This is a genomic window from Pseudoalteromonas piscicida (genome assembly GCF_002744175.1).
GTDB lineage: Bacteria > Pseudomonadota > Gammaproteobacteria > Enterobacterales > Alteromonadaceae > Pseudoalteromonas > Pseudoalteromonas piscicida_B.
In genome coordinates this window covers 1-13,473 of record NZ_NKHF01000090.1, presented here as the reverse complement: position 1 = coordinate 13,473, position 13,473 = coordinate 1, and the positions used below count along the sequence as shown (strand labels likewise).

Sequence of the window (13,473 nt, the reverse complement as noted above, 5' to 3'; positions counted from 1 at the left end):
GTTTGCAAGTTTGCGTGGCCGGACATAAATATCTACTGTATAGGTTTTAGTAAGCCCCGCACTGTCTGTAGATTGTAACTGAACAGTGGCGTATCCAGCCATATCAGCGAGCGGCCTAATATTCATTTGCCACGAGGCTTGATACAGCCCGCCTTCGTAACGTATTTGCTCGTTTTGCGTTAAAGTGATATTCCCAATGGGCAAAAGTGCGCTGTTACTGCTAGACACAACCGCGATTGAAAAGTCGGAGGAGTCCACATCACTGGCATGAATATCTACCGTTTTTGTGCCTCCAACATTTACATCTACCGAACTTGGCAGCTCCAATAAGGTCGGGTCATTTATACAACGTACGTTGTAGGTTACTGTTTCTTCTATACTACTATGTACGCGATTATCATTAGTGATACTGCCAAAACCTGAAATCATAGCTATAGGAAGTTCAGGTGGGTAGATATCATACTTAGGCTTAAAAACTACGCGATATCGAACACTATCTTGGCCACAAAAGTTCTCATGGGGCTTGTACCTAATAGCCCTAGGTGACGATGGATCAATCTCACCATGCCGCGGATAAAGAGTAATCGCATCGACACTCGCTTCACCTCTCCCCTCTTCATAAAGCAAGTAATGAACAGAGCTTCTCCCCTCATCAAGATTAAAAGTTTTTGCCTGCGCATATTGAGAGCTACACGCAACGACGCATATCCCTATCAGGAGTAATCGGTAAAGAAGTTGCATTCCTTTTGCCACCTTATTAGAAACAATAAAGCACAGAAAGTACACACAAAACAGACAAAACTCAACAAAAAAGGAACAATATTTACAACTAAGATTATGCTAACTCGCAATAATGCTGCCTTTAAAGACTCAGTATCATTGCTTTAATTAACTCATTGGGATTCCAGCTCGCTTCTTTATCTGTTTGTTTATATTTATTTTTACTAATACCAATTGAATGAACTCTCTAATCAATTTGAAGGATGACATAGCAAAATTTTTGCCTAGCTACTAAAGCTATTTCTCCGCTTCAATAGCGCATTTATTTAATACATTTGGTATAACCCGCTAGTGGCCATCAATAACCCCTTCAAAACAAAAAACCCAGCACAAGGCTGGGTTTTTTTAAAGCTCAGAAGGACTTACTTTTTCTTCACTGCTTTTTTATTTGGCAGGTCAGTGATTGAACCTTCGAAGATTTCAGCAGCTAGACCGATTGACTCGTTCAGCGTTGGGTGAGCGTGGATGGTAAGCGCTAGGTCTTCACCATCAGCACCCATCTCTACTGCTAGACCGATTTCACCAAGCATTTCACCTGCATTGATACCAACCATAGCACCACCGATCACACGGCCAGACTCTTTATCAAAGATAAGCTTAGTAGAACCTTCAGTACGTGCAGAAGCAATTGCACGACCAGAAGCCGCCCACGGGAATACCGCAGTTTCGATGCTTAGACCTTGCTCTTTTGCTTCTTTCTCAGTCACACCAACCCATGCGATTTCTGGGTCTGTATATGCAATTGAAGGAATGCACTTAGGATCGAAGTAATGCTTCTTACCAGAGATAACTTCAGCAGCAACATGGCCTTCATGAACCGCTTTGTGCGCAAGCATAGGCTGGCCTACGATGTCACCGATAGCAAAGATGTGGTCAACGTTGGTTTTCATTTGCTTGTCAGTGTTGATAAAGCCACGCTCATCAACATTAACGCCTGCTTTGTCAGCGTCGATTAGCTTACCATTTGGTGTACGACCAACTGCAACTAGTACTTTGTCGTAACGTACTTGCTCTTCTGGCGCTTGCTTGCCTTCGAAAGACACGTAGATTCCGTCTTCTTTCGCTTCAACAGCAACAACCTTAGTAGAAAGCATTACGTTGAACTTGTCTTTCACGTACTTTTGGTAAATCTTGATAACGTCTTTGTCAGCCGCTGGTACTAGTTGATCAGCAAATTCAACTACGTCGATCGCAGAACCTAGTGAACGGTAAACAGTACCCATCTCAAGACCGATGATACCACCGCCTAGTACAAGTAGCTTTTCAGGTACGTCTTTAAGCTCTAGTGCACCGGTAGAGTCGATGATGCGCTCGTCTTCAGGAATGAAAGGTAGGCTTACAGGCTGAGAACCTGCTGCAATGATTGCGTTATCAAACGTCACTGTTTTCGCACCATCTGCACCTTCAACCGCGATAGTGTTAGAACCTGTGAACTTACCGTAGCCGTTAACTACAGTTACTTTACGCATCTTAGCCATACCGCCAAGACCACCAGTAAGTTGACCGATTACAGACTCTTTCCATGAACGGATTTTGTCTAGGTCGATTTGTGGAGCACCGAAAGAAACACCGTGAGAAGCCATTTCAGCTGCATCGTCAATCACTTTTGCAACGTGAAGCAGGGCTTTTGAAGGGATACAACCAACGTTCAAGCACACACCACCTAGCGTGTCGCGAGATTCGATTAGTGTAACGTCTAAACCTAAGTCTGCTGCACGGAATGCTGCAGAGTAACCACCAGGACCACCGCCTAGTACAACAACTTGAGTTTTGATTTCGTTGCTCATGTTATTACCTTAACTGTTATTTGAACGGGTTTACTCGTCAAGAGTAGCCGACCCAAAGTGCCTGCCACACACCCTAACCTGGGTACAGGGCAGAGAGAGTTATAATTGCTCGAAAGTGTATCATTCACACTCTCTCTTGTCCCGCCTAAATATCAAGCGGAACAACAAAATACAAGAAAACCGCATCACCTAAGTCATGCGGTTTTCTAGTCTTACATTACTAGCTGGCGAATATCGCTTAGATAGTTTGCAAGTGTCACAGTAAAGCGAGCTGCTAGTGCGCCGTCAATGACACGATGGTCGTATGAACAGCTTAGCGGCACCATTAGGCGCGGCTCAAACTCTTTACCATTCCATTTCGGTTTGAAGTCAGACTTAGATACACCAAGGATCGCAACTTCAGGTGCATTAACGATTGGCGTAAACGCTGTACCACCAATTCCACCAAGACTCGAGATAGTGAAACAGCCGCCTTGCATGTCTGAAGACGTCAGCTTGCCATCACGCGCTTTCTTAGAAATTTCCATCAATTCGCGTGATAACTCAATGATGCCTTTTTTGTTCACGTCGCGTACAACAGGAACCACTAGACCATTTGGTGTATCAACCGCAATACCGATGTGAACATACTTCTTCAGGATTAAGCTCTCGCCGTCTTCTGACAGTGAAGAGTTAAACGTTGGGAAGTCTTCAAGTGCTTTTGCCGCCGCTTTCATCACAAATACTAATGGCGTGATCTTCACACCCATTTTCTTTTTCTCAGCTAGCACGTTCTGTTCTTTACGGAACGCTTCAAGCTCAGTGATATCTGCTTCGTCAAACTGCGTAACGTGTGGGATTTGTACCCAGTTACGATGAAGGTTTGCACCCGATAGCTTATTGATGCGAGAAAGTTTCTTCTCTTCCACTTCACCAAACTTGCTGAAGTCTACTTTTGGCCAAGGAATAAGACCAAGCTCACCGCCGCCAGTGTTGCCACCTTTAGCAACTTGACCAGACTCAACTTGCTTCACTAGTTCTTTCACGTAGTTTTGTACGTCTTCTTTTAGCACGCGGTTCTTACGACCTGTGCCTTTAACACGAGCTAGGTTTACCCCAAACTCACGAGCTAGACGACGTACCACTGGTGAGGCGTGAGCATATTGATCGTTTGCCACAAAGTCATCTTTTTGTGCTGATGCTTTTGGTGCTTCAGATTTTGCTGCTGGCGCGGCTTGCTGAGCTGGTTTTTCTTCAGCTTTAGCTGCTGCCTGAGGTGCAGGTGCAGCACCTTCAACTTCAAATACAAAGATCAAAGAACCTGTTGATACTTTATCACCCGCATTGACTTTGATGGCTTTCACCGTACCGGCAAACGGCGCCGGTACTTCCATTGAAGCTTTATCGCCCTCAACGGTAATCAATGATTGTTCTTCTGCAACGCTGTCGCCAACGGCTACCATGATTTCAGTAACTTCAACTTCATCGCCACCGATATCAGGTACGTGTACTTCTTTCTCAGCCGATGCTGCTGGCGCTTGTTCCTGTGCTGGAGCTTGAGCTTCAGAAGCCGCTGGCGCATCACCTGCACCTGCTACCTCGAAGGTGAAGATTAATGAACCCGTTGACACTTTGTCACCAGCGTTAACTTTCACGTCTTTGATAGTACCTGCAAATGGCGCAGGTACTTCCATTGAAGCTTTGTCACCTTCAACCGTAATTAGCGATTGTTCTTCTTCAACAACATCGCCCGCTGCAACTAAAATTTCGGTCACTTCTACTTCATCGCCACCAATATCTGGAACGTGAACTTCTTTGACTTCTGTTGCCGCTGCCGCTTGTGGTTTCGCTTCTTCTGCTGGTTGTTCAGCAGGCGCTTCAGCCCCTGCTGCTTCAAAAACCATGATCAAAGAACCGGTCGAGACTTTATCGCCTTCGGCTATTTTGATTTCTTTAACCGTACCTGCCACAGAGGCAGGTACTTCCATTGATGCTTTGTCGCCTTCAACCGTGATCAGCGATTGCTCTTCCGCTACCGTGTCACCTACGCTTACTAGGATCTCGGTTACTTCAACCTCATCGGCACCAATATCTGGAACATGAATTTCGATTGCCATTACTCGTCCTCTTATGCGTAAAGTGGGTTAGTCTTGGTTGCGTCGATATCAAATTTCTTGATAGCGTCAGTCACTACTGATTTTTCAACTTTGCCTTGCTTAACAAGTTCGCCAAGTGCAGCAACAACCACGTAACCTGCGTTCACTTCAAAGTGGCGACGTAGGTTTTCACGGCTGTCTGAACGACCGTAACCGTCTGTACCAAGTACTTTATAAGATGCGCTCGGCATAAATGCACGTACTTGATCCGCGTAGTTCTTCATGTAATCCGTAGCAGCAATTGCAGGCGCATCGCCCAAAACGCTTGTGATATAAGGTACTTTTTGCTCAGCTTCAGGATTAAGCATGTTGTAGCGCTCAGCATCTTGACCGTCACGAGCAAGCTCGTTGAATGACGTGACAGAGAATACATCTGAACCAATACCGTAATCATCGCTTAGGATTTGCGCCGCTTTACGTACTTCGTTCAGGATAGTGCCAGAGCCCATTAGCTGAACTTGCGCTTTGTCGCCAGTGTAGCTTTCAAGCTTGTAAATACCCTTACGAATACCTTCTTCAGCGCCTTCAGGCATCGCTGGTTGATGGTAGTTTTCGTTCATTAGCGTTAGGTAGTAGAACACGTTTTCTTGCTCTGGGCCGTACATGCGACGGATACCATCTTGCAGAATAACCGCAACTTCAAATGCAAACGTTGGGTCATAAGAAATACAGTTAGGTACTGTGCCTGCCTGAATATGTGAATGACCGTCTTCGTGCTGCAGACCTTCACCATTTAGCGTTGTACGACCAGCGGTTGCACCTAATAGGAAACCACGCGCCTGTTGGTCACCCGCCATCCATGCCATATCACCTACACGTTGGAAACCAAACATGGAGTAGTAAATATAGAACGGGATCATTGGTAGGTCGTTGGTGCTGTATGAAGTTGCCGCTGCAACCCATGAAGACATCGCACCTAGCTCATTGATACCTTCTTGTAACACCTGACCAGAGGTTGCTTCTTTGTAGTAAGAAACAATATCACGGTCTTCTGGGCTATAGTTTTGGCCATGAGGGTTGTAAATACCGATTTGACGGAATAAACCTTCCATACCAAAAGTACGCGCTTCATCAGCAATGATAGGCACGATGTTTTTACCGATGCTCTTATCTTTTAATAAGATGTTTAATGCACGAACATATGCCATCGTTGTAGAAATATCACGCTTTTGCTCTTCTAGAAGCGGTTTGAATGCATCTAACTCTGGTAGCGTTAAGGTTTCTGTGAAATTAGGCAAACGCTTAGGCGTGTAACCATGAAGGGCGTTACGACGAGCATGTAAATACTCGTGCTCTTTTGAGCCTTCTTCTAGCGTTAGGTAAGGCAACTCTTGTAATTGCTCATCAGATACCAAGTCATCTAGGCCTAGACGTGAACGTAGGTGTGCTACGTGCGTCATATCCATTTTCTTAACTTGGTGGGCAATGTTTTTACCTTCAGCCGCAGCCCCCATGCCGTAACCTTTTACCGTTTTAGCTAGGATCACCGTTGGACGACCTTTGGTTTCTTGTGCCGCTTTAAACGCAGCAAATAGCTTAGATGGCTCGTGACCACCGCGCTTCAACGCAAAGATTTCTTCGTCAGTCATATCAGCAACCAACGCTGCGGTTTCAGGGTAACGACCGAAGAAGTGCTCACGTACAAACGCACCATCTTTTGCTTTGTAAGTTTGGTAATCGCCATCAACTGTTTCGTTCATCAGTTGTAGCAATTTACCGGTCGTGTCTTTAGCTAGTAGCTTATCCCAACCTGAACCCCAAACCACTTTGATCACGTTCCAACCAGCACCTTTAAATAGGCCTTCGAGTTCTTGGATGATCTTGCCGTTACCCATTACTGGACCGTCAAGACGCTGTAGATTACAGTTGATTAGGTAGCATAGGTTGTCTAGCTTTTCACGGGCAGCGAATGAAATCGCACCGCGTGATTCTGGCTCGTCCATTTCGCCATCACCAAGGAAGGCATAAACACGCTGCTCAGACGTGTCTTTTAGACCACGACCATCTAGGTATTTTAGGAAACGCGCTTGATAGATAGACGCAATTGGACCTAGACCCATAGAAACCGTTGGGAACTGCCAGAACTCAGGCATTAATTTAGGGTGTGGGTATGAAGAAATACCGTTACCATCTACTTCCTGACGGAAGTTATCTAGCTGCTCAGCGCTTAGGCGACCTTCAACAAATGCACGAGCATAAATACCCGGAGAGATGTGACCTTGGTAATATACTAAGTCACCACCGTCTTTCTCGTTTGGTGCACGGAAGAAGTGATTAAAACACATTTCATAAAATGCAGCTGACGACTGGTAAGACGCCATATGCCCGCCCAGCTCTAGATCTTTCTTCGAAGCACGAAGTACGATCATGATCGCATTCCAACGGATGATAGAGCGAATACGACGCTCAAGGTTCACATCCCCTGGATACGCAGGTTCTTGATCTGCTGGGATAGTGTTGACATAGTTAGTCGTAGTGCCTGTTGGCATATCTACGCCATCAAGACGCGCTTGCTCTAATACTTGCTCTAACAAGAACTGAGCGCGCTCTACGCCTTCTTCTTTTACGACCGACTCAAGCGCCTGTAACCATTCTTGGGTTTCTAGCGCGTCTACGTCAATTTTATTGACTTCAGACATATGGAGTGTTCCTTATGTTTAAAATACGAATTTATTCTATTTGTGCCAATTCTTGCTGACTCAAGCCCGATTACTGCTGCTTAGTTCTGCGCAGTGAGCGTTCAATACGTGAACGCTCTTTACCAGCCTCTAGTAACGCTTCTTCAATAAAGGCTAAGTGAGCGTTACTGGCTAATCTTGCTTGTTCAGGGTTACCATTGATCACCGCATCTAATAACAACTTTCTGTGCTCACCGAGCTGCTCACTGATGTCTGACTTTTGCACCAAGACCGTCAAGTTTTGCAACACGTTTTGCTCAAGCAATGACTGCATCCCTTTCACAAGGTGAAGCAGCACCACATTGTGTGATGCCTCTGCAACGGCAAAGTGAAACGCGTTAATCGCCCTTGCCTTTTGCATTAGGTCTTCCCCTACTTCTGCAATATTGTCAAAGCTTTGTTGTACCTTTGCAAAGTCATTTTCGGTGCCCCTGAGCGCCGCATAGTAGGCAGCAATACCTTCTAATGCATGACGAAACTCAAGCAAATCAAACTGAGATTCCGGATGTTTACTGATCAAATCAAATAAGGGATCAGTTAACCCTTCTTCTAGCTGATTTTTAACGTACGTCCCCCCCCCTTGACGGCGGGTCACCAGCCCTTTGGCCTCCAGTTTTTGGATTGCCTCACGTAGTGATGGACGCGACACTTCAAATTGCTTAGCTAGCTCACGCTCAGGCGGCAACTTTTCACCCGGTAATAACGAGCCCTCGAGGATCATGTTCTCAAGTTGTTCTAATATTACGTCCGATAGTTTTGCTGCTTTAATCTTTAAAGACATTGAAATAACGCCAATTTTTTATGATGTGACCTAGCCAGACTGCTGACTTATTTTAATCAATTTGGTAAGAATTAACTTCATAGGTAAATTGGTCATACCAAATTTGCACAATACGTTATCAAAATCCATGACAACTGTCAAAATTCAGCGCAATTCAATAATTAGCTGAGTGTAAAAACAACAGTTGATGTGCACAAACTTTAACCAAGAATCAAGCAAATTTAAAAGGCGAATTAAATGGTCAGACCAGCTAGAAAGTTAGTTATAGGTAGCCAAACCTATCTCTTTGGTTACTTTAGACAAGCTAGGTAAGCATTTATTGACCTACCGATATCATGTCGTCTTCATTCGTCATAACTGTCATTAAGGACTGTTGGTTAGGACTTCTGCGATATAAGGGATGTTACTTCCCCTTTTTTACAGTCTGCGATGTTTGGGAAATATCAATAAAAACAACTTATCAGTCTTCAAACACTCGAGAGCAGCGCGCTCTGTATTGCTGAACATAATTTGGATCGCTCAACAACTTGCTCAGTCCTTCGTTATACACTTTTACATATTCACTGTGGTGTTTATTGATCAGCAAATATCCTTTTTGGATAAAAGCAGGCACTTCTTGTGCCACCAACAACTCAGCGTCACTGGGGGGAAGCTTTTGCTGATATGACAGCGCTGATTTCTCATCCATGATCATAATATCAGCTCGATTTCTTAAAATAAGTGCAACATTTTTGCTAGTGTAAGTGGCATATGAAGTCTTGATATCCAGTGTTTTAATCGCATTGAGTAGCGCATCGGGATAGGTAAGTCCGTGATTGAGTAACAATCTAAATGGCTTAAGATCGGCGTAACTCGTATAGGTAAATGGCAAATCTTTATGATGATAAAATCGTGCGGTTTCTTCGGTTAATGGGTGCTCGGTATAATGGTAGTCCTGACTTCGCTGCTCACTGTAATACCAATAAGCGCTACCAATATAAGCTTCCTTCATTCCCTCTTGATACGCCCGCTCCCATGGCATAAACAAAAATCGCACTTTAATATTTTCGAGCGCAAAAACATCTCGGATCACCTTAGCAACACAGCCTTGGTCTTGTTGCGCCTGATCCAAATAAGGCGGCCATTGTCCCGTGGTAATATTAACCTGACTCTCCAACGCCTTGACGTTGACACTAAGACAAATCAGTAAAATTATTGGCCAAACTTGGTTCATCTGCACGCCCGCTTATTTTTGCAAAAAGTATAGGCGACAATTTTTATTATGGGTACATTATTGAGAAAAAAAGAATTGCTTAATTAACGGTTGCCAAGTCAACAAGGGAACAGTATAACAAAAGAGCTTGAGGGGATATCAAAAAGGAAACGACTTTGGCCTGGCGAGGATTGATTGCACTGTTACTTATTTTATTCCTATTCTTTTTGCTGACACTAATTTACCCAAGTGCAGCAACAGAATCGAAAGAATCTCCCAAATCCTTATTACAAGAGCTTGGCGAACAATTGGAAGAGCACACAAATAAACTCCGCGCCGCGTTCGAGCACACTCAAGTACCGACTTACAGCCCACGGCCAATCACTCAACAAGCGCCTACAAAAAAGCCAGAGCAAGCGCTGGCACAGCTGACTGGTCACAGTGATGTGGTTAATATGTTTGGCGGCATGACAGCCCCAACTTGCGCAACATTAAAAAGCAAAGTGTTTTCATTGCAAGCACAATACAAAGACACCCAGTACTTTAGATTACACTTGACGGGAAGTAAGGTAAGTCCATACGTTAAGTACCAAGCACAGCAAACACTGAATGTGGTATACATGTTGTTTCAACACTTTATCAATCAGTTAGCACAAAAGAAGACACTAATCCCCATCCAATTGAATATGCATATTGCTGCCAATGACGCTGACTATAACGAGTTGATCCTTGCCCGTGACGCCGAACCTACGGGCACAGCCGGTATGTATTTCCTGTTCCAAAACCAAGGGTTTGTTAAAGGCGGTGGTAGTGAGGAGCAAACCTTAAGAACCCTGATCCACGAGTCGGTTCATGCTCTTGTTTTTTATTATTTTGGTATCACCCCAAGGTGGGTAACAGAGGGAATAGCGGAATATTTTGAGCACCTAAGAATTACAGAAACGGGAAAATTCACGATACATAACTCAACCGAAGATTGGCTAACCAAAGCAGGCCTATTAAGCTCACACTACTCCAAGCTTGATATCAACACCTTGTTTAACAGCGAAGGCCAGTGGCAGACCATACAAAAACGCACTTTATATGCCAATACTTACCTATTTACGGGGTTTATGATTGAAAGTAATAGCGAGCCATTCTTTGAGTATTTGCTGCAAGAAGGCAGCAACCCCTGCAATGTTGTGCCCGCAGACAACATTGAGCTGTTATTTCGCAATACCAATGAAAACATAGAGACCCAATTTGAAGCATGGCGTAGCAAGCCTAAGGAGGTGCTTTCCGGTTATTGGAAAAATGAGTAAACGACACATTCAAGTTGGCAAGTGACTCAGGCTTTCTAACCTACTTGATTGTAGGTCTGATAAGCGAGCGTCACCTGACATATCAAACGCAATAAAGCCATTATATTGCTTTGGTGGGGCTATTTCGGCACACCTAGCAAATATAACAGTTGTAACAAAGACCCCTCGCAAATGGCAGCGTCGGCATTTTCAACTACCTTAGGTTTACCGTGAATGGCAACGCCTAGCTGTGCTTTTGCCATCATGACAAGATCATTTGCGCCATCGCCAATGGCAACGGTTTGGTTCATTGGTATGGCGTATTGTGTTGCGAGCAGTGCTAGTACCTCAGCTTTTTTGTCGGCGTCAACAATGTCCCCTAAAACTTTACCGGTTAGCTGTTCGTTTGCGACTTCCAACGTATTGGCAAATACAGCATCTAAGTGCAACGGCGCAATTAACGCTTCGGCAAACCAAGTGAAGCCACCAGAGGCAATCGCTAGGTGCCAATTGTGCTGCTTAAGCGTTTGGCATAATGCGCCGATGCCAGGCATTAAGGGTAAGTCGTCTTTTAAAGACTGAATTTGCGAAAGTTGTACACCCGCCAATGAGGCCACTCGCCGATGTAAGCTTTCATTGAAGGATAACTCACCAGCCATTGCCTGCGCGGTGATCGAAGCAACTTCGTCAAAACGCTCTGCGAGCCTTGCGATTTCGTCAATACATTCGATTTGAATAGCAGTAGAGTCCATATCCATCACCAGTAGTCCGGGCTTTGTGATGGTCGGCGCTTGAGTCGCAATAGCACCTTGGACTCCAATACTTTTGGCAAAGTTGCTTAGTTGCGCTTTACACGGTTTTTTGTCAGCTTCAAAACGCACTGCGAGCGCTGTTGGCAGTAGCTCATGCGGTTTATATGCAGTAACATAAACTTGCTTAGCACCAATGGAAACAACAAAATCAATCAGTTGGCTCAAATGTGCCTGTTGCATCTCTAGACCAAAAATGCAGAGTGTATGCTGCGCGTGCTCATTAACCTGAGAAACAGCACTAAGGCTGCTATTTGCTTGGCATTCATACCAATGATTTAGGGTGATCAGCGCGTTAATTGGCGCAGTTGCCTCATGAGTAGCGTATTGAATGATTGACGACATAAGTTGCTCCTTGATAGCGTTAAGCCGATTTTTAACATGATTGCACTAAGCTGTCAGTAGTCTGCCACTGTAAAAGCGGGTAATATTCGATAAATATGAAAAATTTACATGTCTTAGAAGTGCTTAACTCGTCCAGAGGACGCAGATTATTGCGTTTGTGCATTGCTGCTGTCAGCTTGATAATGGTGACTTGGCTTGCGTTTAATACCAGTTTTGAATCTCATCGCTTGCTCCATAATGGCGCGGACCTTACCGCAAGGAGCCTCACCAAGCAGCTCGCAAAAAATGTAGCGCTGCCCCTTTCTCGTGATGATACGCCGAGACTAAGTGCGTTGGCCAATCACCTTGCTGGTGATGACTTTGTACTACAAGTGTCTATTTATGATTACCAAGGTCGATTTGTCGTCGGCAACGACGGTATCACCGCACCTGTACAGTATCAGCAATTACCGCAAACACTACCTGGTTTGAGCAAAACTAAAAGTATTATTTCAGAACCTGTGTACACACCAACAGGGCAGCCTCTAGGGTTTGTTAACATGGTTTATTTAACAGAAGCCGCCATGTCGCAAAGTCACTCACACTTTCATGAGCTTGGTCGGGTGGTACTGCTTATGCTCGTGATCACTATGGTGTTTACATGGCAAATCGGTCGGGCCTTAAAGCGCTGGGAAGTAAAACGAAAAATCCGCAGAAAAGTAAAGATGCTTCCCCCGCCAAGTAAATCCAATGCTCAAAAACAGCAAGGGTGAGACTATTACTGTTGTAAACAGTTTGATAATATAAAAACAACTTGTGGTAACCGCGAATAACAAAGGACATGAGCAGTAAACTTTTTATCACCCCAAAACCAACCCCCAATGCATCATTAAGGCTATTTTGTTTTCCTTATGCCGGTGGTTCTCCCAGTATTTTTACTCCTTGGATAGAAAAAGTCGGCGAACACGTTGAGCTCGTTTTTGTTCAACTGCCAGGCAGAGGAGCCAGACTTATCGAGCCAGCAATCGATAATATGCCTCAGATTATTGACACACTGATGCAACACCAAGACTTTATCACAAGCAAACCGTTTGCATTTTTTGGTCATAGCCTAGGAAGCCGGATTTCCTATGAGTTAGCCTCACAATTACACCAAAATGCGCTACCAACACCGCGTAAAATATTTGCTTCAGCTAGCCGCGCTCCCCATTGCTCGTCTAGCTCAACCCCGATGCATGACCTGCCACATGATGAGTTTATTACCAAGTTACGAGACCTAAATGGCACGCCGAAGGAAATATTAGACAATGCAGAGCTGATGGAGTTACTGTTACCACTGCTCAGAGCGGACTTTAAGATTGCGGATACGTACGTGGCGAACCAGCACCCACTGTCCTCCCCTATACATGTATTCCATGGGATTGAAGATGACATTTTGGATGAGCATGTCGACGCTTGGCAAGACCTTACAGAGCACCCATGCACGATGACCAAATTTGAGGGCGGGCACTTTTTTATTCATCAATACGCCGACGATATGATTGCAATCATCAATCAACAGTTAACTTAATCACCTATAAGGATCGCCGGGTGAACCGGCTCCTACATCTATCATAATGAGTGCGGTTTTGTATCGCGTCACACGCGTAAAGATCGCCGGATGAACCGACTCCTACACCCATCATAATGAGTGTGGTTTTGTATCGC

10 protein-coding genes are annotated in these 13,473 nt (G+C 44.7%); 3 read left to right on the top strand and 7 right to left on the bottom strand.

Annotated features, from left to right (window positions below):
• From CEX98_RS18755 to CEX98_RS18730, 6 genes are all read right to left on the bottom strand, one after another.
• The coding region (locus tag CEX98_RS18755; RefSeq protein WP_143484360.1) for a hypothetical protein at positions 1-741 on the bottom strand (741 nt) is incomplete at its 3' end.
• 401 nt (positions 742-1,142) lie between these two features.
• Complete coding sequence (gene lpdA, locus CEX98_RS18750; RefSeq protein WP_099643534.1) at positions 1,143-2,567, bottom strand: dihydrolipoyl dehydrogenase; 1,425 nt, start codon at positions 2,565-2,567, stop codon at positions 1,143-1,145.
• Positions 2,568-2,779: 212 nt separating this feature from the next.
• Positions 2,780-4,663, bottom strand: a complete 1,884-nt coding sequence (gene aceF, locus CEX98_RS18745; RefSeq protein WP_099643533.1) for a pyruvate dehydrogenase complex dihydrolipoyllysine-residue acetyltransferase — start codon at positions 4,661-4,663, stop codon at positions 2,780-2,782.
• An 11-nt stretch (positions 4,664-4,674) separates the two neighbouring features.
• Positions 4,675-7,341, bottom strand: a complete 2,667-nt coding sequence (gene aceE / locus CEX98_RS18740) for a pyruvate dehydrogenase (acetyl-transferring), homodimeric type (protein WP_099643532.1) — start codon at positions 7,339-7,341, stop codon at positions 4,675-4,677.
• 70 nt (positions 7,342-7,411) lie between these two features.
• Positions 7,412-8,161: a pyruvate dehydrogenase complex transcriptional repressor PdhR gene (gene pdhR, locus CEX98_RS18735; RefSeq protein WP_099643531.1), complete on the bottom strand. Its 750-nt coding sequence runs from the start codon at positions 8,159-8,161 to the stop codon at positions 7,412-7,414.
• A 460-nt stretch (positions 8,162-8,621) separates the two neighbouring features.
• Positions 8,622-9,374, bottom strand: coding sequence for a substrate-binding periplasmic protein (locus tag CEX98_RS18730; RefSeq protein WP_099643530.1), 753 nt, complete (start codon positions 9,372-9,374; stop codon positions 8,622-8,624).
• A gap of 155 nt (positions 9,375-9,529) precedes the next feature.
• Between CEX98_RS18730 and CEX98_RS18725 the strand changes: the two genes are divergently transcribed.
• Positions 9,530-10,654: a DUF1570 domain-containing protein gene (locus tag CEX98_RS18725; RefSeq protein WP_099643529.1), complete on the top strand. Its 1,125-nt coding sequence runs from the start codon at positions 9,530-9,532 to the stop codon at positions 10,652-10,654.
• 119 nt (positions 10,655-10,773) lie between these two features.
• Here CEX98_RS18725 and serB read toward each other — a convergent pair whose 3' ends face one another.
• The gene (gene serB / locus CEX98_RS18720) at positions 10,774-11,787 is read right to left on the bottom strand and encodes a phosphoserine phosphatase SerB (protein WP_099643528.1); all 1,014 of its coding nucleotides are present in this window, start codon (positions 11,785-11,787) and stop codon (positions 10,774-10,776) included.
• A gap of 95 nt (positions 11,788-11,882) precedes the next feature.
• Here serB and CEX98_RS18715 point away from each other — a divergent pair, with 95 nt between their 5' ends.
• Positions 11,883-12,539 (top strand): AhpA/YtjB family protein, encoded by a 657-nt coding sequence (locus tag CEX98_RS18715; protein ID WP_099643527.1) that lies wholly within the window; start codon positions 11,883-11,885, stop codon positions 12,537-12,539.
• Positions 12,540-12,607: 68 nt separating this feature from the next.
• Positions 12,608-13,336: a thioesterase II family protein gene (locus CEX98_RS18710; protein ID WP_099643526.1), complete on the top strand. Its 729-nt coding sequence runs from the start codon at positions 12,608-12,610 to the stop codon at positions 13,334-13,336.
• The last annotated feature ends 137 nt before the right edge of the window (positions 13,337-13,473 follow it).